The organism is Streptomyces bugieae, from assembly GCF_036352915.1.
Taxonomy (GTDB): domain Bacteria; phylum Actinomycetota; class Actinomycetes; order Streptomycetales; family Streptomycetaceae; genus Streptomyces; species Streptomyces endophytica.
Genome location: NZ_JAZBJP010000020.1, coordinates 118,442 through 139,533, shown reverse-complemented (window position 1 = coordinate 139,533; position 21,092 = coordinate 118,442). Strand labels below are relative to the sequence as shown.

15 protein-coding genes are annotated in these 21,092 nt (G+C 73.8%); 9 read left to right on the top strand and 6 right to left on the bottom strand.

Annotated elements, in window-relative coordinates; all coding sequences use genetic code 11:
• Positions 1-97: 97 nt before the first annotated feature.
• The 3 genes from V2J85_RS26340 (at position 98) to V2J85_RS26330 (ending at position 4,671) form a co-directional block, all read left to right on the top strand.
• A complete protein-coding gene (locus V2J85_RS26340; RefSeq protein WP_261955024.1) occupies positions 98-1,759 on the top strand; it encodes a PucR family transcriptional regulator in 1,662 nt (553 codons plus the stop codon).
• Between the two features lie 320 nt (positions 1,760-2,079).
• Entirely contained in the window at positions 2,080-2,934 is an 855-nt protein-coding gene (locus tag V2J85_RS26335) for a hypothetical protein (RefSeq protein ID WP_261955025.1), read from the top strand.
• An 873-nt stretch (positions 2,935-3,807) separates the two neighbouring features.
• A complete protein-coding gene (locus V2J85_RS26330) occupies positions 3,808-4,671 on the top strand; it encodes a hypothetical protein (RefSeq protein ID WP_261957373.1) in 864 nt (287 codons plus the stop codon).
• Positions 4,672-4,831: 160 nt separating this feature from the next.
• Here V2J85_RS26330 and V2J85_RS26325 read toward each other — a convergent pair whose 3' ends face one another.
• Positions 4,832-5,530, bottom strand: coding sequence for a GntR family transcriptional regulator (locus tag V2J85_RS26325; RefSeq protein WP_261955026.1), 699 nt, complete (start codon positions 5,528-5,530; stop codon positions 4,832-4,834).
• Positions 5,531-5,716: 186 nt separating this feature from the next.
• Here V2J85_RS26325 and V2J85_RS26320 point away from each other — a divergent pair, with 186 nt between their 5' ends.
• Both V2J85_RS26320 and V2J85_RS26315 read left to right on the top strand, forming a co-directional pair.
• Positions 5,717-6,556, top strand: coding sequence for a (2Fe-2S)-binding protein (locus tag V2J85_RS26320; protein ID WP_261955027.1), 840 nt, complete (start codon positions 5,717-5,719; stop codon positions 6,554-6,556).
• 195 nt (positions 6,557-6,751) lie between these two features.
• The gene (locus V2J85_RS26315; RefSeq protein ID WP_261955028.1) at positions 6,752-7,852 is read left to right on the top strand and encodes a DUF2637 domain-containing protein; all 1,101 of its coding nucleotides are present in this window, start codon (positions 6,752-6,754) and stop codon (positions 7,850-7,852) included.
• Between the two features lie 40 nt (positions 7,853-7,892).
• Here the strand turns inward: V2J85_RS26315 and V2J85_RS26310 are convergent, their stop codons facing one another.
• A complete protein-coding gene (locus tag V2J85_RS26310) occupies positions 7,893-8,360 on the bottom strand; it encodes an ATP-binding protein (protein WP_261955029.1) in 468 nt (155 codons plus the stop codon).
• A gap of 193 nt (positions 8,361-8,553) precedes the next feature.
• On the opposite strand from V2J85_RS26310, the gene V2J85_RS26305 reads away from it, so the two are divergent.
• Positions 8,554-11,679 carry an alpha-mannosidase gene (locus tag V2J85_RS26305; RefSeq protein ID WP_261955030.1) on the top strand — a complete coding sequence of 1,042 codons (3,126 nt, stop codon included), beginning with the start codon at positions 8,554-8,556 and terminating at the stop codon, positions 11,677-11,679.
• Positions 11,680-11,697: 18 nt separating this feature from the next.
• Here V2J85_RS26305 and V2J85_RS26300 read toward each other — a convergent pair whose 3' ends face one another.
• Positions 11,698-13,440: a pyruvate dehydrogenase gene (locus tag V2J85_RS26300; RefSeq protein ID WP_330822929.1), complete on the bottom strand. Its 1,743-nt coding sequence runs from the start codon at positions 13,438-13,440 to the stop codon at positions 11,698-11,700.
• Between the two features lie 222 nt (positions 13,441-13,662).
• Here V2J85_RS26300 and V2J85_RS26295 point away from each other — a divergent pair, with 222 nt between their 5' ends.
• Positions 13,663-14,145, top strand: a complete 483-nt coding sequence (locus tag V2J85_RS26295; protein WP_261955032.1) for a DUF456 domain-containing protein — start codon at positions 13,663-13,665, stop codon at positions 14,143-14,145.
• 43 nt (positions 14,146-14,188) lie between these two features.
• Here the strand turns inward: V2J85_RS26295 and V2J85_RS26290 are convergent, their stop codons facing one another.
• The 3 genes from V2J85_RS26290 to V2J85_RS26280 all read right to left on the bottom strand — a co-directional run bounded on the left by V2J85_RS26290 (position 14,189) and on the right by V2J85_RS26280 (position 17,947).
• Positions 14,189-15,754, bottom strand: coding sequence for a DNA-3-methyladenine glycosylase 2 family protein (locus V2J85_RS26290; RefSeq protein WP_261955033.1), 1,566 nt, complete (start codon positions 15,752-15,754; stop codon positions 14,189-14,191).
• Between the two features lie 133 nt (positions 15,755-15,887).
• Complete coding sequence (rsgA, locus tag V2J85_RS26285; protein ID WP_330822928.1) at positions 15,888-17,015, bottom strand: ribosome small subunit-dependent GTPase A; 1,128 nt, start codon at positions 17,013-17,015, stop codon at positions 15,888-15,890.
• A 308-nt stretch (positions 17,016-17,323) separates the two neighbouring features.
• On the bottom strand, positions 17,324-17,947 hold the full coding sequence (locus tag V2J85_RS26280; RefSeq protein ID WP_330822927.1) for a TetR/AcrR family transcriptional regulator: 624 nt from the start codon (positions 17,945-17,947) through the stop codon (positions 17,324-17,326).
• Between the two features lie 156 nt (positions 17,948-18,103).
• On the opposite strand from V2J85_RS26280, the gene V2J85_RS26275 reads away from it, so the two are divergent.
• Entirely contained in the window at positions 18,104-19,696 is a 1,593-nt protein-coding gene (locus V2J85_RS26275) for an APC family permease (RefSeq protein ID WP_330822926.1), read from the top strand.
• Positions 19,697-19,833: 137 nt separating this feature from the next.
• Positions 19,834-21,054 (top strand): agmatine deiminase family protein, encoded by a 1,221-nt coding sequence (locus tag V2J85_RS26270; protein WP_330822925.1) that lies wholly within the window; start codon positions 19,834-19,836, stop codon positions 21,052-21,054.
• Positions 21,055-21,092: the final 38 nt, after the last annotated feature.

Genomic DNA, 21,092 nt, shown 5'->3' with positions numbered 1-21,092 from the left:
AGCCACCTGTCTTGTAGATTCGAACGAAAGACGAGGCTCTGAAACCTCGCGGCATTCCACCGGCAACACCAGACAGCAAAGAACGGCGGGCGAGGTCATGCGGCTCCGCGCACTCCTGGACACCCATACCCTGGGCCTTCGGCTGCTCGGCGGCGAGGACGAACTGGACCGCACGGTACGCGGCGTGATGACCACGGACCTGCGGGATCCCAGCCGGTACCTCTCCGGCGGCGAGCTGGTGCTGACCGGTCTGGCCTGGCGCCGCGAGCCGGAGGACTCCGAGCGGTTCGTACGGATCCTGGCCTCGGCCGGGGTCGCCGGGCTCGGCGCGGGCGAGGCCGAGCTGGGCGCGATCCCCGACGATCTCGTCCAGGCCTGTGCCCGGCACCGCCTGCCGCTGTTCTCGGTGGACGAGACGGTCTCCTTCGCGTCCATCACCGAGCACGTGGTGCGGCAGGTCTCCAGCGAACGGGCCGGCGACCTGGCCGCCGTGGTGGACCGTCACCGCCGGCTGATGACGTCGGGCCCCACGGGCGGCGGCCCGGAGGTGGTCCTGGACCTGCTCGGCTCAGACCTGGACCTGCGGGCCTGGGTGCTCTCCCCCACCGGCCGGCAGATCGCCGGATCGACGCTGGCCGGCTCCGGGCCCGAGCTGCCCGCCGACCTGGCCGCCCGGCTCGCCGGTGAGCATCTGGCGGCCGCCCGCAGCGGGCGGCGCGGGCCCCACCGGATCGCCCTGGAGGGAGCCACGTACTCGCTGTTCCCGATCCGCCACGAGAGCCGTGACCTGCGGCAGACGCTGCTGAGCGACTGGCTGCTGGCCGTCGAGGCGGACGCCGGCGACTGGCCCGAGGAGCGGCTCGACCTGCTGCACGGCGTCACCCAGCTGATCGCCGTCGAACGCGACCGGCGCGACGCCGCCCGTACGGTCCGCCGGCGGCTCGCACAGGAGGTGCTGGAACTCGTCCAGACCGGTGCGCCGCCGGCCGAGATCGCGGCCCGGCTGCGGGTCGCGGCGCCGGTGCTGCTGCCCGGCCTGGGCACCGCCCCGCACTGGCAGATCGTGGTGGCCAGGGTCGAGTGGGAGGGCGGCGACCTGCCCGGCGGCCCGGTGGCGCAGTCCCTCCTGGAGGAGGTGCTGGTGGACCCGGGCACCTTCGGGCCGGAACCCTCCGACCGGATCGCGGTGGCGCACACCGGCGACGAGGCGGTGGCTCTGGTGCCGCTGCCGGTCCCGGACGAGCCCGAGGAGGGCCCGGCGGCCGGGCTGCACGCGGATGCGCTGCTCTCCGTCGTCCAGGAGCCGCTGGGCCGCGGGCTGGACGGCGACGGGCGGCTGACGGTCGGGGTGAGCGCCTCGGTCCACTCGGCGGAGGGGCTGCGCGGCGCCCTGGAGGAGGCCCGGCACGCCCGCCGGGTGGCCGCGGCCCGCCCGGGCCGGGTCTGCGCCGCCGGCCACGAGGAGCTGGCCTCGCACGTCCTGCTGCTCCCGTTCGTCCCCGACGACGTCCGCCGCGCCTTCACCGCCCGCCTGCTGGACCCGCTCCGCGACTACGACCGCCGGCACCGCGCCGAGCTGATCCCGACCCTGGAGGCGTTCCTGGACTGCGACGGCTCCTGGACCCGCTGCGCCACCCGCCTCCACCTGCACGTCAACACGCTCCGCTACCGGGTCGGCCGGATCGAGCAGCTCACCGGCCGCGACCTGTCCCGCCTGGAGGACAAGCTGGACTTCTTCCTGGCTCTGCGGATGAGCTGAGGGGGCGGTGGTGGGGGGCCGGCGCCCGCCCGCCCCCCGCCAGCCGCACCCCGGCGTTCCGGAATCGGCCATTCGGGGTAACCCGAACGGGCGTCATCGCGCCAACTCCGTACGGCCCCCGACCACCTGCGCCACCGGGCGACCGCCCCGCGACGGGCCCGATCAGGGCCGTCCGGCTCCCCCGGACGGGCCACGGCGCGATTGTGAATTCATTCACCCACCCCCTTGGCCGCACCACGGAATCCGTGCTGAGATTCGCCCAGGCTTCCTGTTTCCAGCTCAATGGCGCGCTCGGGGAGGGCAATGTGGCGGATACCGCCATGTCAGGATCCGCGGATGCCGCGGATTCCGTCAGTTCCGCCGATCCGGTATCGCTCGCGGTACCGGCACCGGCACCCGCACCGGAAGTACCGGCAGCCAGAACGGTCGAGGGGGACGATCCCCTCGACCGTGCCGTTTGGCGGCTGCGCTCCCGTGGCTGCTGGGACGACGCGGCCGCACTCCTGGAACCACACTCCGCCCGGCACGCCCCGGCCGCCCTGCGGCGCGCCGCCCTCCTGGTGGAGCGCTGCATGTTCACGACCACCGGCTGGGCCGAGGCGGAGGACGCGCTGCGCGCCGCCGAGGCGCTGGCCGGCAACGACGACGAGCGGGGCGGCGCGGCCTGCGAACGCGGCCATCTCGCCTACGCCGCAACGGTGTTGGGCGTACGGGACCGGGCCGACGAGGCTCGTTCGGCGCTCGGCCGGGCGGCCGCGCTGCTCGCCCCGACCGCGGCCGGCCGTCCGCTGCTGGACTTCCGGCGCGGGCTGATGGCCGAGCACGTCGCGGACAGCCCGGACGCGGCCCGCGCCGCCTACCGCCGCGCCCACGCCGGCGCCACCGCCCAGGGCGACAGCCTGCTGCTGTCCTTCACCTGGCGCCATCTGGCCGGACTCGCCCTGCGGGACGGGGAGTTGACGGAGGCCCGGCACGGGTTCGCCGAATCGCTGCGGATCCGCGAGGAACTGGGCTTCCTCGTCGGCACGGCCCCGGCGCTCGCGGCACTGGCCGACGCCGCGCCGGAGGACGACGCGGACCGCCTCCGCGCGGAGGCCGCCCGCCTCTTCCGCCTCATGGGCGGCGTCCCCACCTGGCTCGCCGACCACCTTTCGACGGCCACGGCGGCCACGTAACCTCCCGCTCCGTCCCCGTAGACCGACCCGCCCGTCCGCCCGTTCCGTCGGTCCGTCCGTCGGTCCGCCCGACAACCCGCCGGTACGCCAACCCGCATGGTGCACGCCCCGTTGGCCACGTCCGGCACCGCGCTCCATACGGGGCGGCCGGAAAACCGCACCACCTGACCCGCCCACCCCCCGAAGGGGGGTGGGCGGCGGGGAAAAACAAAAAGAGGTGCGGGTGGGCGGCGGGGAAGAGGGCAGCCGCACGGCACGCCCACCCACACCGGCACCCGCATCCGCATCCGCATCCGCATCACCGTCGCGGGACGCCCCCACCCCGTGCTCCTGGGGCCCGCCCTCCCGCGCAGGCCCGTACGACGACCCTCCCGCGCAGACCCGCAGGCCCTCCCTCCCGCGCAGGCCCGTACGACGACCCTCCCGCGCAGACCCGCAGGCCCTCCCTCCCGCGCAGGCCCGTACGACCGCCCTTCCGCGCAGGCCCGTACGACCGCCCGCCGCCCCGCGTCCTCGCCCGCCGACGCGCACCCCCGCTCCCACCCACCCCCACCCGCCCAGGACATGTCAAGGCATCGTCATCAGCCATGCCCATGTTCACCACGATTGGCCGGAACAGGTCTGTCCTGGGAGCGGATCGGCCGGGGCGCGACGGTCGGCGGGTGGCGGGCCGCGGCGGCGCGAGGGGTGAACCGTGAGGTGGGCGACGCGCACCGGCCGGGCGGGCGGTGGGGATGCGACCTGCCCCGCCTGCCCCGAGAATGGCCTCAAGTCGCACTGTGAGCGGGCGGCACGGCCTGGATGCTGGTCCGGGACCAGCTGGGGCCCCTCCCATCGACAGAGCCCACCAGGAGGCCATCTGTGGCAGCAGGAGTGACCAAGACGACCACTGGAACCGACTGGGGCAAGGCGGATTTCGAGGCGATCTACAACTGCCCTGATCCGCGCCGGTACTTCACCACGCTGCAACCCCTGGAGTACCAGATTCCGCACCACGGCCAGGCGGTTTTCCGCGAGCTGGCCGAGAACCTGCGACGGCGCCGCGGTGACCGCCCCCCGCTGAGCGTCGTGGATCTGTGCTGCTCGTACGGGGTCAACGCGGCGCTGCTCAACTACCGGCTGTCCCTGACCGACCTCTACGGGCGCTATGCCGGATACCGTCCGGACGGTCCGACGACCGGCCAACTGATCGACGAGGACCGTACGTTCTTCGCCACTCGGCGGCGCGCCGAAGCCGTCCGGGTGACCGGCATCGACGCGGCGGATCGGGCCGTGGGGTACGCGCGCGCGGTCGGCCTGCTCGACCACGGCTTCGCGGAGAACCTGGAGCTCGACGATCCGAGCCCGGAGTTGCGCGCCGTACTGGCCGGCACCGATCTGATCACCGTCACCGGCGGCGTGGGCTACATCTCCGCCCGGACCTTCGCCCGGCTCTTCGACTGTGTGAACCGGCCACCCTGGGTCGCCGCGTTCGTCCTGCGGACGGTCTCCTACCGGCCGGTGTCCGCGCTGCTGGCCCGGGCCGGGCTGGTGACCGAGCAGCTCACCACCCGTACGTTCCGCCAGCGGCGGTTCGCCGACGGCGACGAGCGGCGCGCGGCGTTCGAGGCGCTGGCCCGGCGCGGGCTGTCCATCGCGGGCAAGGAGTCCGACGGCTTCTACCACGCCGATCTGTACCTGTCCCGGCCGGCCGCCGAGGTCGCGGCACTGCCCCTGACGGAACTGCTGCCGGGCTGAGCGCGGGCCGGGTCCGGGTTGGCCGAGCCGGCCGATCCGGGCGGCCGGGCCCGCCGGTCGGCATCGGTTGACCGGTCGTTCCGGGCGGCCTGACCCGCGGTCCCGTGGACGAGCCGAACGACCGGGCATCCGGCCCACCCGGCCCCTGCGCCCGGCCCGCTCAATGCGGGTGCCGGGCCACCGAGACGTGTTCGCGGGCGATGCGCTCGGCGACGGTGTACTCCTGGGCGATCAGGGCGTCGAGCAGCGCGGTGTGTTCGGAGGCGTCGGCCAGCAGCTCGGCGGTGCGCAGGCGGGCGCCGCCGGCCGCGGACCACTGGGCGCGGCGGAGCAGGTCGCCGGTGACCTCGGTGAGCCGGCGGTTGCCGGTGAGCGACATCACGGCCTGGTGGAAGGCGTGGTCGGCCTCGGCGTAGCCGGCCCGGTCGCCGCGGGCGGCGGCCGCGACGCCCGAGGCGGCGAGCGGGCGCAGCTCCTCCCAGCGCTCCGGGGGCAGCGCCCGGGCCAGCCGGACGATCGCGGGCACCTCCAGCATGGTGCGGACCTCGGCCAGCTCGGCGAGGTCGCGGGAGCTGCGTTCGGCGATCCGGAAGCCGCGGTTGGGCACGACCTCGACGGCGCCCTCACCGGCGAGCTGCTGCATGGCCTCCCGGACCGGGGTCGCGGACACCCCGTAGCGCTCGGCGAGCGCCGGGCCGGAGTAGACCTCGCCGGGGGCCAGCTCACCGTCGACCAGGGCCCGGCGCAGCGCGGCCAGCACCTGGGCGCGGACCGAGTGCCGCCGGGGCGCGGCGGGACCGGGCTGCGCGGGCACCCAGGCCCGTGCGCGCGGCGGCTGCTCCGCTGTGCCCTGCTCCATGGCGGCTCCTTCTGACATTCCCAGCACGATAGGCGGCCTTGGCGATAGTTCAAATCCGGAAGGAGGCGGATCGGCCGGTCCCGGCCCCCGTACGGAGGGTCCAGGACTGGCTCGCGAGGGGCACGGGTAGGGTTTCCGCTAAGGTAAGCCTTACCTGCCAACGCTCGCGATTCGGTGGTCACCCCCATGGCTTCTGCCCTCGCCGCCCCGCCCCTCACACACCCCGTCGCCGAGTCGTACGCGCGCCTCACCGAGGTATTTCCCGGCCTGCGGGTCTCACTGTGGGACGCGGCGCCGCCGACCGGGGACGGCTGGGTGTGCGCGGCCGGGCTCGCGGCCGGCGGGGAGGCCCTGGAATCCTTCCTGGCCTGGGACGACGCCCAGATCCAGCGGGACTACGGGCAGTCCGCCCGGCCCGACGTCGTCGCCAGTTTCGCGCTGCACCGCTATGCCTGGCCGGCCTGCCTGCTGATCACGATCCCGTGGTTCCTGCACCGCCGGGTGCCGTACCTGCCCGTGCAGGACGTCTGCTTCCAGCGCGAGCTGGGCCGGATGGCGGTGCGCATCGGATCGTTCGGGTGCCTCCCGGACGATCCGGCGGCGGCGCTGCCCGGTGCCCGGGTGGTGCCGGACGAGGAGGCGCTGCGCGCGGAGGTGCGGGCGGCGGTGGCCGGGCATCTGGCGCCCGTCCTGGAGGGCTTCCGCGGGCGGATGCGGCGTGGTCCGCGGGCGCTGTGGGGCATGGCCTCCGACGAGATCGTCGAGGGGCTGTGGTACCTGGGGCACCTGCTGGGTGAGGAGCCGCGCGCGGTGGCGGAGCTGGAGCGGCTGCTGCCGGGCGCCACCTCCCCGTACGTGGGTGGCGCCGGTTTCCGTACGCTGACCGGTCCGGACGGGACGGCGCTGCAGACCCGGGACCGCGCGAGCTGCTGCATGTTCTACACGCTGCGTCCCGAGGACACCTGCATCACCTGTCCACGCACCTGCGACGCGGATCGCATCACCCGCCTCACCGCAACCAGCTGACCCGCACACCACCCGTTCGGGTCGCCCCATTCGAACTCAACTCGCCGTGCACATACGGCAGTTCGAGGGTGGCGTCCGCTATCTGCCGGTCCTCCCCCTCCTTGGCGTTCTCTTGCTCCGAAAGCCCTTGGGGGACGAGTGGATTCCGCCAGGATGTCGCGCGAAATCGCGTATCCGAGGCAAGGGATCCCCACCATGAGAACGACCGACATATCGCTGAATTGGCTTGTTCCCGGCGTTCTGTCGCTGGGTGCCGTGATGGCCGCCGCGGCGCTGGTGGTGCGCGGCCGCCGGGCGGCCGCGCAGGCGGGCGCCGACGACTCCTGGGAACGCAGCGAGGAGCGCCGCCGCCGCAAGGAGGCCGTCTTCGCCTCCGCCTCCTATCTGCTGCTCTTCTGCTGCGCCGCGGTCGCCGCGGCGCTGTCCTTCCACGGACTGGTCGGCTTCGGCGTCCAGAACCTCGGCCTCACCGACGGCTGGGAGTACCTGGTGCCGTTCGGGCTCGACGGCGCGGCGATGTTCTGCTCCGTCCTCGCCGTGCGCGAGGCCAGTCACGGCGACGCGGCGCTGGGCTCGCGCATGCTGGTGTGGACCTTCGCGGGCGCCGCGGCGTGGTTCAACTGGGTGCATGCGCCGCGCGGCCTGGACCATGCCGGCGCCCCGCAGTTCTTCGCCGGGATGTCGCTGTCGGCCGCGGTGCTCTTCGACCGCGCGCTGAAGCAGACCCGCCGGGCGGCGCTGCGGGAGCAGGGGCTGGTGCCCCGGCCGCTGCCGCAGATCCGGATCGTGCGCTGGCTGCGCGCGCCCCGCGAGACCTTCGCGGCCTGGTCGCTGATGCTGCTGGAGGGCGTACGGACGCTGGACGAGGCCGTCGAGGAGGTCCGCGAGGACCGACGGGAGCGGGAGCAGAACCGCTTGCGCCGCCGCGAGCAGGGCAAGCTCGACCGGGCCCGGATCAAGGCCATCAACCGCCAGCACCGCGGCTGGGGCATCGGCCGGGGCGGCGGCCGGCAGCTGGCGGTCACGCCCGCCGGTGCCGAGGTGGCCGGTCCGGACTCCGCCATAGCCGGTGATCCGCCGCCCCTGCCCGCCGTAGAGCTGCCGCTGCGCTCCCGCCCGGCCCTCAAGGCCGTATCCGGCGCTGACCCCGAGGCGGTCGCCGCCACGGATACCGTCGATCCCGCGGCCCGGTCCTGGCGGGCCGTGGACCTCACCGCGGAGGACGACACCCAGACGCTGCCCCGTCTGGACTCCCTGGAGGAGAAACTCGCCGAGATCGAACGGCAATTCGGCTGACCGGCGGCAGACCGCGCCGACCGACACCCCCGACTCCTGGTCAGGCCGGTCCGCCGCCCAGCTCGAACCAGACGCATTTGCCGAATCCCTCGCTGCGTATCCCCCACGCGTCGGCCAGGGCGCGCACCAGCATCAGCCCCCGGCCCGAGGTCCCGTCCGCGCTCGCCGCCCGCACCTCGGGACGCCCGGGAGCGTAGTCCCGCACCTCGACCCGCAGGCGGTCGCCGACCTTCGCCGTGACCACCGCATCGCCGTCGGCATGGACCAGGGCGTTGGTGACCAGCTCGCTGGTGAGCAGCGTGGCGACCTCCGCGAGCTCGCCGCCACCGGGTGCCGCCCACCGGCTGAGTAATTGCCGCAGCTCCCGCCGCACCTCGCCGACCGCGCGCAGATCGGCCCGGCGCACCTTCCGCTCCAGCACGCCCGGCGCCCGCGCCGCGCCCCCCTGGCCGTGCTCGGTCGTCGTGTGTCGTCTTTCCCGTTCCTCGCGTCGCACAGGCTGACGCATGCTCTCCCCCGCCCCCACGGAACCCGGCGTCCGGTCTCGAACAGCCTCACGGTCAGCATGCCCATCGGATCAGTCGCCATGCTTCCGTCCGCTTCCGCTTCGGGGCGCGCGGTCGTCCGCGCGCCGGGTGGGCGGACCGGGCCGCGCTGGGTATGCCTGTCGGGTGGGGCCCGGACGAGCGGGAGGAGCCGCCGTGCACGACGACCGACTGCTGGTGGAGGGGCGCCTGGAACGGGCGCTGGGGCAGTTCATCCGGCCCGCGGTGTACGCGGCGCGGGTGCCGCTGCGGCTGGCCGTCCGGCATGCGCCGGGCGAGCCGCGGCCGGTGACCGAGGCACTGGGGGCCGAGTACGTGCCGTTCGCGGCGGGCGAAGCGTGGGGGCCGCCGTGGTCGACGAGCTGGTTCCGGCTGGCGGGTGAGGTGCCCGAGGAGTGGGCCGGGCGGCGGGTGGAGGCCGTCATCGATCCCGGCTTCAGCGGCGACGGGCCCGGCTTCCAGGCGGAGGGCCTGGTGTACGACGCCGAGGGCGTACCGCTGAAGGGGATCCATCCGCGCAACCGCCACGTGCCCGTCGGTGCGCCGGTCCGGGGCGGCGAGGAGGTGCGGCTGCTGCTGGAGGCCGCCGCGAATCCGGCGGTGCTGCGGGACTTCCGCCCGACCGATCTCGGGGACGTCCGCACCGCGCCGGACCGCCCGCTGTACCGCTTCGCCTCGGCCGACCTGGCCGTCCTCGACGAGACGGTCTGGCATCTCGTGCTCGACATCGAGGTGCTGGCCGAGCTGATGCCGGAGCTGCCGGCCGACCGCCCGCGCCGGCACGAGATCCTGCGGGCGCTGGAGGACATGCTGGACACGCTGGATCTGCACGACGTCGCCGGCACGGCGGAGGCCGGCCGGGCCGCGCTGGCCGGGGTCCTCCGCCGCCCCGCCGCGGCCAGCGCCCACCGGCTCTCGGCCACCGGGCACGCCCATATCGACTCCGCCTGGCTGTGGCCGCTGCGGGAGACCGTCCGCAAGGCGTCCCGCACCTTCGCCAATGTGACCCAACTCGCCGGTGAATATCCGGAGTTGGTGTTCGCGTGCTCGCAGGCGCAGCAGTACGCCTGGGTCAAGGAGCACCAGCCGCACATCTGGGCGCGCATCAAGGAGGCGGTGCGCAACGGCACCTGGGCGCCGGTCGGTTCGATGTGGGTGGAGTCGGACGCCAACATGCCCGGCGGCGAGGCGCTGGCCCGGCAGCTGGTGCACGGCAAGCGGTTCTTCCTGGAGGAGCTGGGGGTGGAGACCGAGGAGATCTGGCTGCCGGACTCCTTCGGCTACACCGCGGCCTTCCCGCAGCTGGCCCGGCTGGCCGGCGCGCGGTGGTTCCTGACGCAGAAGCTGTCGTGGAACCAGACCGACCGGATGCCGCACCACACCTTCTGGTGGGAGGGCATCGACGGCACCCGCGTCTTCACCCACTTCCCGCCGGTCGACACCTACAACTCGCGGTTGCACGGCGCCGAACTCGCCCACGCCGAACGGAACTTCGCCGAGAAGGGCCGCGCCACCCGTTCCCTGGTCCCGTTCGGCTGGGGGGACGGCGGGGGCGGCCCGACCCGCGAGATGCTGGAGCGGGCCCGCCGGCTGCGCTCCCTGGAGGGCTCCCCGCGGGTCGAGATCGAGCCGCCGGCCCGGTTCTTCGCGGCGGCGCACGAGGAGTACGGGGCGGCCGCGCCGGTCTGGTCGGGCGAGCTGTACCTGGAGTACCACCGGGGCACGTACACCTCGCAGGCCAAGACCAAACAGGGCAACCGGCGCAGTGAACACCTGCTGCGCGAGGCGGAGTTGTGGGCCGCGACGGCGGCGGTCCGGACGGCCGGCGGCGCGGACGGCGGGTATGCGTATCCGTACGACGCGCTGGACCGGATCTGGAAGACCGTGCTGCTGCACCAGTTCCACGACATCCTGCCGGGCTCGTCGATCGCCTGGGTGCACCGGGAGGCCCGGGACACCTACGCGGCGGTCGAGGCGGAGCTGACCGGCATCGTCGAGGAGGCGCTCGCCGCACTGGGCCGGGCGGTGGACGGCGCGCCGCCGACGGTGTTCAACGCCTCGCCGTACGACCGGGACGAGATCGTCGAGCTGCCGGGAGGCGGGGACGGCGAGGGTGCGGCCGTCGCCGTGCACGTCCCCGCGCTGGGGGCGGCGGCCGTCCGCCCGCCCGGTCCGGACTCCCCCGTTCCGCCGCCCGCGCCCGTACGGGCCGCCACCGGCACCGACGGCACCGTCACCCTCGACAACGGGCTGCTCCGCGTCCGCATCGACACCGACGGTCTGCTGGCCTCGGTGCGCGATCTGCACGCCGGGCGGGAGGTGCTGGCACCCGGCGCCCGGGGCAATCTGCTCCAGCTGCACCCCGACCACCCCACCAAGTACGACGCCTGGGACCTCGACCGGCACTACCGCCACCGGCACACCGATCTGACCGCCGCCGAATCCGTCGACCTGCTCGCCTCCGGGCCGCTGACCGCGACCGTGCGGGTGACCAGGTCGTTCGGTGCGTCCCGGGTCGTCCAGGAGCTGACGCTGCGGGCCGGCGCGCACCGCCTCGACGTGCTCACCGACATCGACTGGCACGAGTCGGAGAAGGTCCTCAAGGCCGCCTTCCCGCTGGACGTGCACGCCGAACGGTCCACCGCCGAGATCCAGTTCGGGCACGTCCACCGCCCCACCCACACCAACACCAGCTGGGACGCGGCGCGTTTCGAGATCTGTGCGCACCGCTGGCTGCGGGTGGCCGAGCCGGAATACGGCGTCGCGCTGCTCAACGACTCCACCTACGGCCACGACGTCACCCGCGTCCCGCACGCCGAGGGCCTGGGCACGACCGTACGGCTGACCCTGCTGCGCGCCCCGCACAGCCCCGACCCGGCCACCGACCAGGGCAGCCACCGGTTCCGCTACGCGCTGCTGCCGGGCGCCACGACCGGCGCCGCGGTCGCCGAGGGCCTCGCCCTGAACCTCCCCCTCCGGGCCGCGGCCGCGCCGCCGGTGCCGCCGCTGATCCGCGTCGACCACCCGGCGCTCACCGTCGAGTCGGTCAAGCTCGCCGAGGACCGCAGCGGCGACGTGGTGGTCCGGCTCTACGAGTCCCGGGGCAGCCGCGTCACCGGCACCCTCTCGCCCGGTTTCCCCGTCGAACGGGCCACCGTGACCGACCTGTTGGAGCGTCCGCTGCACGACGAGGAGGAGGGGCCGACCGCGGAACTGACGCTGGAGCTGCGCCCGTTCCAGATCCTGACGCTCCGGCTCCGGCCGCAGCGCCCGGCCGACTGACCGCGCGCCCTGCGCGGTTCACACCCGGGGGATGTTCCGCAGGTTGGAGCGGGCCATCTGCAGCATCCGGCCGACCCCGCCGTCCAGCACGATCTTGCCGGCCGACAGCGCGAAGCCGGACACCATCTCCGCGCTGATCTTCGGCGGGATGGACAGCGCGTGCGGGTCGGTGACGACATCGACCAGCGCGGGCCCGTCGTGCCGGAAGGCGTCGCGCAGCGCCCCGCGCAGATGCTTGGGCTTCTCCACCCGGACGCCGTACACACCGGCCGCGCGGGCGATCGCCGCGAAGTCCGGGTTGTGGTTGGTGGTGCCGTACGCCGGCAGGCCGGAGACCATCATCTCCAGCTCGACCATGCCCAGCGAGGAGTTGTTGAACAGCACCACCTTCACCGGCAGGTCGTACTGGACCAGGGTGAGGAAGTCGCCCATCAGCATGGCGAATCCGCCGTCGCCCGACATCGAGACGACCTGGCGGCGGCGGTCGAGGAACTGGGCGCCGATCGCCTGGGGCAGCGCGTTGGCCATGGAACCGTGACTGAAGGAGCCGATGACCCGGCGGCGGCCGTTGGGCGTGAGGTAGCGCGCCGCCCAGACGTTGCACATCCCGGTGTCGACCGTGAAGATCGCGTCGTCGGCGGCCTCCTCGTCCAGCACCGAGGCGACGAACTCGGGGTGGATCGGCACGTGCTTCTCCACCTTCCTCGTGTACGCCTTGACCACGCCCTCCAGCGCGTCCGCGTGCTTCTTCAGCATCCGGTCGAGGAACTTCCGGTCCGTCTTCTCGCGGACCTTGGGGATCAGGCAGCGCAGCGTCTCGCGGACGTCGCCCCAGACGGCGAGGTCGAGCTTGGTGCGGCGGCCGAGGTGTTCGGGCCGGACGTCGACCTGGACGATCTTGACGTCGTCGGGCAGGAACGCGTTGTAGGGGAAGTCCGTGCCGAGCAGGAGCAGCAGATCGCACTCATGGGTGGCCTCGTAGGCCGCGCCGTACCCGAGCAGTCCGCTCATGCCGACGTCATAGGGGTTGTTGTACTGGATCCATTCCTTGCCGCGCAGGGCGTGGCCCACCGGGGCCTTCACCCGCTCGGCGAACTCCATCACCTCGGCGTGCGCGCCGGCCGTACCGCTGCCGCAGAACAGCGTCACCTTGCGGGCCTCGTCGACCATCCGGGCCAGCGCGTCGATCTCGGCGTCCCCGGGCCGCGCCAGGGGCCGGGTGGTGACCAGCGCGTGCTGGAAGGCGCGCTCCGGGGCCTGCTCGGCGGCGATGTCCCCGGGCAGCGAGACCACCGCGACGCCGCTCTGGCCGACGGCGTGCTGGATGGCGGTCTGCAGCACCCGCGGCATCTGCTTGGTGCTGGAGATCAGCTCGCTGTAGTGGCTGCACTCGGCGAACAGCCGGTCCGGGTGGGTCTCCTGGAAGAACGTGGTGCCGATCTCGCTGGAGGGGATGTGCGAGGCCAGCGCGAGGACCGGGGCCATCGAACGGTGCGCGTCGAAGAGGCCGTTGATGAGGTGCAGGTTGCCCGGTCCGCACGAGCCGGCGCAGGCCGCGAGCTTGCCGGTGAGCTGCGCCTCCGCCCCGGCGGCGAAGGCGGCGGACTCCTCGTGCCGGACCTGGATCCAGTCGATCGCCGCGTTCCGGCGGACCGCGTCCACCACCGGGTTCAGGCTGTCGCCGACGACACCGTAGAGGCGCCGCACCCCCGCCCGCACCAGGATGTCCACGAACTGCTCGGCCACGGTCTGCTTCGCCATGTCGCTGTCGCTCCCAGGGTCAGAGGGTCGGGGCCGGGGGTACGAGGGGCCTGCTCCCATGTACCCACGCGGGAGGGCGGTCCGCCTCCGCTGTCCGCCGTCTGCCCGGTCGGCCGTCCGAGGGTGGGAGGGCCGGTCGGGTGTCCGCGACGGCCCGCGCCGGCCCGCACGGTCGCGGGCGGCCGGCAAGCGCTTCCGGGCCCGGTCCGGCAGTCTGGGGCCATGAGCGCGTGGCAGCTGGTCGCGGTCGGCCTGGTGATGCTGCTCGGGCTGATCGGGGTGCTGGTACCCGGAATCCCCGGGCCGCTGATCGTGTGGGCGGGCGTGCTGTGGTGGGCGGTGACGGAGAAGTCCGGCCCGGCCTGGACGGTGCTGATGGGCGCCACCGCCCTGCTGTTGGTCAATCAGGCGCTGAAGTGGCTGCTGCCGGTGCGCGACCTGCGGGCCGCGGGCGCGCCGTACCGCACCCTGTTCCTGGCCGGCGCGGCCGGCATCGTCGGCTTCTTCGTGCTGCCGGTGATCGGTGCCGTGGTGGGCGCGGTCGGCGGCCTCTACCTGCTGGAACGCGTGCGGCTCGGCGGCCACGGCGACGCCTGGGCCTCGACCCGGACGGTGATGCGCACCCTCGGCCTGAGCGTGCTGGTCGAACTGCTCGCCTGCCTGCTGGTGGTCGGCAGCTGGGCGGGGACGGTGATCGCGAGCTGACCGGCCCCGGGCGACGGGCGGGGCGGTGGCCGCCGGCCGGTCCTCAGCCGGCCGGCGCCGCCGCGGGGGTGGGGGCCGGCAGCTCGCCCGGCGGGAGGAGCCCGGCCCGCCACAGATGGTGCAGGGCGTACGCGCCCCAGGGCCGCCAGGCCCCCTCCGGGCCGTCCGCGCCGTCCGGGTCCGCACCCCGCTCCGCGTCGGCCCGCTCGCCCCTGTCCGAGCCGCCCACGTCCGGGTCCCCCAGCGCCCGCATCCTGATGTACGCGGCGGTGCGCGGCCCGACTCCGGGGAGCGCGGCCAGCGCCCGCTCGGCGGCGACCCGGTCGGCGCCGGCGTCCAGCAGGACCGTGCCGTCGGCCAGCGCGGTGCACAGCGCGCGCACCGACTCGGGGACGTCCGCGCCGGTCAGCTCCGCGGGCGCCGGGAAGAGGTGGGTCAGCCCGCCGTCCGCCGCGTCCAGCGGCTTCCCGTACGCCCGCACCAGCTCGGCGGCGCGCTCCGGCGGCCCGCCGAGCACGATCCGTACGGCCATTTCCTCCGGGTCCGCCGCGCCCGGCGAGCGCAGGCCCGGGCGTTCGGCCACCAGCGGGCCGAGCAGCGGGTCCGCGCCCAGCCGCTCGGCGACGGCGTACGGGTCGGCGTCCAGGTCGAAGAGCCGGCGCAGCCGCTGCACGGCCGTCGACAGGTCCCGCAGATCGGTCAGGAGCAGCCGGCACTCCAGCCAGCCGCCGTCCCCGCCCCGGGCCGCCGGGCACACCCGGCCGGCCGGCGGCCGGGGCCGGCCGCGCGGCCCCGCGGGCGGCTCCTCGACCTCGGCGATCCCGCTGCCGTAGGTGAGCCGCAGGGTGCGGCGGTAGGTGCGCGGGCCGGGCTCGCCCCGTACCTCCTCCACGCCCGGCACCGCCCGCTCCGCCAGGAAGTCGAAGATCTCCGCGGCCGCGTACGGGCCCCGGTAGGCCAGCCGCAGCGGAATCCCGCCGGCCGCCGGGCCACCGCTCGGGGCGGGCCGCGACCGGGGGCGCGCGGTCGTGCCGCCGCCGTGCCCGCGCCCGCCCACCGCCGCGGCCCTCAGCTCGCTCGGCGTGCCGGCGTAGATCTCCCGCATGGTGTCGTTGAACTGCCGGATGCTGGCGAAGCCGGCCGCGAACGCCAGCTCGGTGACCGGGAGCGCCGTGGTCTGCAGCAGCACCCGCGCGGTGTGCGCCCGGCGGGCCCGGGCCAGCGCGACCGGCCCGGCGCCCAGCTCCGCGGTCAGCTGCCGCTGCACCTGCCGCGCGCTGTACCCCAGCCGCTGCGCCAGCCCGGCGACGCCCTCCCGGTCGACCACGCCGTCGCCGATGAACCGCATGGCCCGGCCCACCAGGTCGGCGCGCACGTTCCACTCCGCCGAGCCGGGCACGGCGTCCGGCCGGCACCGCCGGCAGGCCCGGAAGCCGGCGGCCTGCGCGGCCGCGGCCGACGGGAAGAACCGCACGTTCACCCGCTTGGGAGTGACCGCGGGGCAGCTCGGCCGGCAGTAGATGCCGGTCGTCACCACCGCGAAGAAGAACTCCCCGTCGAACCGCGCGTCCCGGCTGGACACCGCTTCGTACCTGGTCTCGTCGTCCATCACGCCTCCAGTCTGCGCCCGCGACGGAGCCCCGGCTGGCGGATTTCGGACATGGCGTTTCCGGGTGTCGCCGGGCCCGGGCAACGGCTCCCGGGCCCGGCTCACCTCACCCGCCCTGCGCTTGGGCCTCAGCTCACCGTCCCGACCCCCTCTTCCGCTCCATCATGTGCCGGCCGAGCGCCTGCTTCTGCCGCCAGTCGCGCCGGATCTCGGCCCGCAGCCGGGCGTCCGTCTTGGCCACGATGCGCTGGTTCTCCCGCAGCAGCTTCCGGTAGCTCTCCAGCCGGCGCACCGCCAACTCACCGCTCTCCAGGGCGGCTTGGACCGCACACCCCGGCTCGGTCCGGTGCGCGCAGTCATGGAAGCGGCACTCCTCGGCCAGCGCCTCGACGTCCGAGAACGTCCGGGACAGCCCGCCCTCGGCGTCCCACATCCCGACCCCGCGCAGCCCGGGCGTATCGATCAGCACGCCACCACCGGGCAGTGCGAGCAGATCGCGGGTGGTCGTGGTGTGCCGGCCCTTGCCGTCCCGGTCCCGGGTGGCCTGTACGGTCTGCACACTCGCCCCCACCAGCGCATTCGCCAGCGTGGACTTGCCCGCGCCGGACTGCCCCAGGAGGACGGACGTCCCCCCGGCCAGTACGGCGGCCAGCACGTCGAGCCCCTCACCGGTCTCCGAGCTGACCGCCAGCACCTGTACCCCGGGGGCGGCCGACTCCGCGTCCGCCACCAGGTGGGCCAGCCCGCGCGCGTCCCCGGCCAGGTCGGCCTTGGCCAGCACCACCAGCGGCTGTCCCCCGCTCTCCCAGGCCAGCGAGACGAACCGTTCGATGCGTCCGAGGTCCAGCGCATCGGCCAGCGAGACCGCGATCACCGCATGATCGACGTTCGCCGCCAGGATCTGCCCCTCGGAACGCTTCGACGACGTGGACCGCACGAACGACGTACGCCGCGGCAGCAACGCCCGCAGCACGCCGTCCAGATGGTCACCGGTCCGGCCGTTCGCCAGATCGAGGACGGCCCAGTCACCCGTGCACGGCACCCGCATCGGATCACCGGTCGCCACCAGCGCGGTGTCCGCCAGCACGGTCCGGACGCCGTCACCGTCGGGGACGACGGCGTCCACGCGCCCGCGATCCACACGGACGACACGACCGGGCACGAACCCCTGCCCGGCAAAGGGGGTGAAACTCTCCGCGAACCCGTCGTCCCAGCCGTAGGCCGTCAACGGATGCGCAGCGGAAAGATCGAGGTCGAACAACGCAAGGACCCTTCAGGGAAAGCGGCCCCGGCCCACGTCGCAGCGCGCGCACGAGCACCCGTGCGCAGCAGCAGGAAGAAAGCGGAAGTGACGACGAGTCAGCCGGAGACCACGGAGGTGAAAGTGATGAACTCCTGGATGCGGGCAGCGCCCTTCGCAACGACAGCCATCGGTCTTCACCTCCCGGATTCCTCAACGGCCGACAAGGACAGCGGCCTCGGGCCGCCCTCCACAACCCGCTCACCGTAAACCAGCTCCGCTCCGCGCCGCCAACCCTTTTTCGGCGGCGCCGCGCCGGTCCGCGGGCGTCAGTCGTCGGCCGGGCTCGCGAGCTGGGCCGCCACACCGCCCAGGATCATGCGGAGGCCGAATTCGAAGCCGCGGTCGTCGAGTGCGGTCGGGGACGGGTCGACCCGGGTGGCGGCTTCGAGGGAGTCGGCCAGGGCGGGGTAGTCGGGGCGGTAGGCGGCGGGCGGCTGGGTGAAGCCGGCCGCGTAGGTCTCCAGGGCCGAGCCGATGACCAGGAAGTCGAGGGCGGCGGCCGTCTCGGCGGCCAGGGCGGGGGTGCAGCCCGCACGGATCAGGGTGGCGAGCAGGGTGTCGTACTCGCGCAGCGCGCCCTGGGTGTGCACACCGCGGCGGGCGACCAGGGCGATGGCGTTGGGGTGGCGCTGGAAGACCCGCCGGTAGCCGCGGGCGTACGCGGCGATGCCCTCGGACCAGGGATCGCGGTGCAGCGGGGAGTGGTCGACCTCGGCGTCGAGCAGCTCGCTGACGGCGTCCAGGATGTCGTCCTTCGAGCCGATGTGGTTGTAGAGCGACGCGCCGCGCACGCCGAGCCGGTCGGCCAGGGCCCGCATGGTGAGTGCTTCGTAGCCGCGGTCGTCGATCAGCTCCAGAGCCGCGTGCGCTATGGCCGTCCTGCTCAGCAATGTCTGATGTGGGCGGCCCACGACACCCTCGCTTCCCCTCGAATTCCTGGCTTTTCAAGGTTACTCACCGGCAGGGGCTTCACAGAGCGGCCTGACGTCCCTACCTTCGCCGACTAACAAAGTTAGTTTTAATCGAACCGCCAGGCGAGGTACGCCATGCCCCACTCCACGCCCCCGCACCGGCCGCCCACCGGCAACCCGGACACCGCTGCCGCCCGGGACGGCGACGCCGCCCGTCTCGCATCGCTGGGCTACACCCAAGAACTCCGCCGGAGCCTGAACATCCTGGGAAACATCGCCATGGGCTTCGCCGTGGTCTCCCCGGTGGTCGCGCTGTACGCGGTCTCCATGATCGGCACGATGATCGCCGGGCCGGCGTGGATCTGGGCGCTGCCCGTGGTCCTGGCCGGGCAGTGCCTGGTGGTCAACGTCTACTCCGAACTGACCTCGCAGTGGCCGCTGGCCGGCGGCCCCTACCAGTGGGGGCGGCGGCTCATCGGCCCCCGGTTCGGCTGGTTGAGCGGCTGGGTCTGGCAGTTCGCGGTGATGTTCGGGAACACCACCGTCGCCTATCTGGCGGCGCCCTGGGTGTTCGCGCTCCTCGGGGTGACGCCGTCGCCGGGCGCGATGGTCGCCGTCTCGATGGCCATCGTGCTGCTCTGCGCGCTGGTCAACGCGTACGGCATCAACCTCCTGAAGTGGTTCGTCTCGGCGGGCATCGCGGGCGAGGCCATCGCCTCCGTGCTGGTCGGCCTGTCCCTCCTGCTCTTCTTCCGCAAGCACCCGTTCTCGCTGTTCACGCACACCTTCGGCGCCGAGGCGCTGTCCGGCGACTCGGTGCCGCTGGCGCTGCTGACCGTGCTCGCCGTCGCCGGCTGGGCCTTCATCGGCTTCGACGCCTGCGTCTCGACCGCGGAGGAGACCAAGGACGCCGGCCGGCAGGTACCCCGGGCGATGTGGTGGGCGCTGCTGTCCGTCGGCGCCGTGGTCATCCTCAACGCGGTGGCCGTGGCCATCTCGTATCCCCACACGGCCACCGCCGTCGCGGGCAAGGACGTCGACCCGGTGACCACGGCCGTGGTCACGTCGTTCGGCTCCTGGTCGGACAAGCCGTTCGTGCTCGTGGTGCTGGTCAGCTTCCTCGCCTGCGCCATGGCGTCCCAGGGCGGTGCGGCCCGCGGCCTGTACTCACTCGCCCGGGACGACGTGTTCCCGTTCTCCCGGCAGGTCAGGAAGGTCAACAAGCAGCAGGCGCCGATCGGCGGCCTGATCGCCTCCACCCTCGTCTCGGGCGTGGCGCTGCTGCTCGGCCTGAACGCCACCGCGATCGGTTCGCTGATCGCCTTCGGTACGGCGGCCACGTTCGTGCCGTTCTTCCTGGTCTCCGCGGCCGCCCTGATCGCGCGGCTGCGCGGCACCTGGGTGCCCGGCGGCCACATCCGCCAGGGCCGCAAGGGCACGGTGCTCAACGTCATCGCCGTCGCCTGGACCGGCTTCGAGGTCACCAACGTCGCCTGGCCGCGCGCGGTGCTCGCCCCACCCGGCGCCCCCTGGTACCAGATCTGGGCCGCGCCGCTCGGCGTCGCGGTCGTCCTGGGCGCCGGCACGCTCTATCTGATGGCCCGCCGGCCGCAGGACAAGATCCTGGCGGGGGCGGGGGCGGGTGCGAGCCCCACGGAAGCGGCGGACGCCGAGGCCGCGGAGGCGTCCGGTCCGGCCACACGGCCGCAGTCCCAGCCGCAGCCCTAGGTGCGGCCCCGGGCGCCGGCCGTCCCGGAGCCGCCGTCGATCGGCGGTGGTCCCTCCCCGCAGGCCCTCCCCGCAGACCTCCCCGCAGTTCCCCCAGTGCCCGCCCCCCACGTCAGAGCCCCCGTGAGGAGTTCAGCATGACCGAACCCAGCGCACCCGCGTCCGGCGCGGACGCGACGAGCGCGGCCGCGCCCGGCATCACCTCCCCGTCCGGCACCGGTGCCGGATCCCCCCGGAAGTCCGCGCTCAGCCGACGTGGCTTCGTGACCGCCTCCGCGATGGCCGCCGCCTCGGCCGCCTTCCTCGGTGCCGGTGCCGGTCGCGCCCGTGCGGCCACGTACAACGGGACGACGTACACCGTCCCCGGCGAGTGGGCGCCGCACGCGGGCTGCCTCATGGCCTTCCCGTGGGACGCCGGCGACAACTGGGGTGACAAGCTCCCGGCGGTGCAGAACGAGGTCGCCGACGTGGCCCGCGCGGTCGCCCAGTTCGAGCCGGTCACCATGGTGGCCAACACCGGCACGGCCGACTTCGTGCGGCAGCAGGTCGGTCCGACCGTCACCGTCATCGAGTACCCCATCAACGACTGCTGGCCGCGCGACAACGGCCCGATCTTCGGCGTCGACCGCAGCGGACGGAAGCTCCTCGGCCTCGACTTCGGCTTCAACGGCTGGGGCAACAAGTTCCCGCACGACAAGGACGACAACCTCCCGACAGGCGTCTGCGACTACCTGGGGGTTCCGCGGCTGCCCGTGGACATGATCTTCGAGGGCGGTGCGCTCCTCCAGGACGGCCAGGGCACGATCATCGGCACCGAGGAGTGCCTGCTCAACCCGAACCGCAACCCGGACCTGACCAAGGCCCAGATCGAGGCGAAGCTGCTCGACGCCTATCAGGCGACCAAGATGATCTGGCTGCCGTACGGGATGTACGGGGACACCGTCACCAACGGCCACGTCGACCTCGTCGCCGCCTACGCCGGTCCGGCGCACCTGCTGATCAATCTGCCGTCCGACACCGGAGACCCCAACTACGCACGGCTGTCGGAGAACAAAAGAGTGCTGCAGGCCGGTACGGACGCCCAGGGCCGCCGCTTCACCCTGACCGAGATGAACCAACTGCCCACCTTCACCGTGGGCACGGACGAGGTGATCACCTTCAGCTACACCAACTACTACCCGACGGCCACCGGCGTCGTGGTCCCGACGACGGACATCCCGGCGTCCGACACCGCGGCCCTGGCCACCCTCCAGTCCCTCTTCCCCGCCAAGCGGATCGTCGGCGTCTCCGCCCGCACCCTCGCCTGGGGCGGCGGCGGGGTGCACTGCATCACCCAGCAGATCCCGCGGACGGGCTGAGCCGATGTCCTGCCCCGTTCTCCTGACCCGTTCCGCTG

What these genes read in the sequence shown, in the direction of transcription:
- V2J85_RS26340 (WP_261955024.1), top strand. Translation starts at nt 98, where the DNA reads ATGCGGCTCCGCGCACTCCTGGACACCCATACCCTGGGCCTTCGGCTG.
- V2J85_RS26335 (WP_261955025.1), top strand. Translation starts at nt 2,080, where the DNA reads ATGTCAGGATCCGCGGATGCCGCGGATTCCGTCAGTTCCGCCGATCCG.
- V2J85_RS26325 (WP_261955026.1), bottom strand. Translation starts at nt 5,530, where the DNA reads ATGGAGCAGGGCACAGCGGAGCAGCCGCCGCGCGCACGGGCCTGGGTG.
- V2J85_RS26320 (WP_261955027.1), top strand. Translation starts at nt 5,717, where the DNA reads ATGGCTTCTGCCCTCGCCGCCCCGCCCCTCACACACCCCGTCGCCGAG.
- V2J85_RS26315 (WP_261955028.1), top strand. Translation starts at nt 6,752, where the DNA reads ATGAGAACGACCGACATATCGCTGAATTGGCTTGTTCCCGGCGTTCTG.
- V2J85_RS26310 (WP_261955029.1), bottom strand. Translation starts at nt 8,360, where the DNA reads ATGCGTCAGCCTGTGCGACGCGAGGAACGGGAAAGACGACACACGACG.
- V2J85_RS26300 (WP_330822929.1), bottom strand. Translation starts at nt 13,440, where the DNA reads ATGGCGAAGCAGACCGTGGCCGAGCAGTTCGTGGACATCCTGGTGCGG.
- V2J85_RS26295 (WP_261955032.1), top strand. Translation starts at nt 13,663, where the DNA reads ATGAGCGCGTGGCAGCTGGTCGCGGTCGGCCTGGTGATGCTGCTCGGG.
- V2J85_RS26290 (WP_261955033.1), bottom strand. Translation starts at nt 15,754, where the DNA reads ATGGACGACGAGACCAGGTACGAAGCGGTGTCCAGCCGGGACGCGCGG.
- V2J85_RS26275 (WP_330822926.1), top strand. Translation starts at nt 18,104, where the DNA reads ATGCCCCACTCCACGCCCCCGCACCGGCCGCCCACCGGCAACCCGGAC.
- V2J85_RS26270 (WP_330822925.1), top strand. Translation starts at nt 19,834, where the DNA reads ATGACCGAACCCAGCGCACCCGCGTCCGGCGCGGACGCGACGAGCGCG.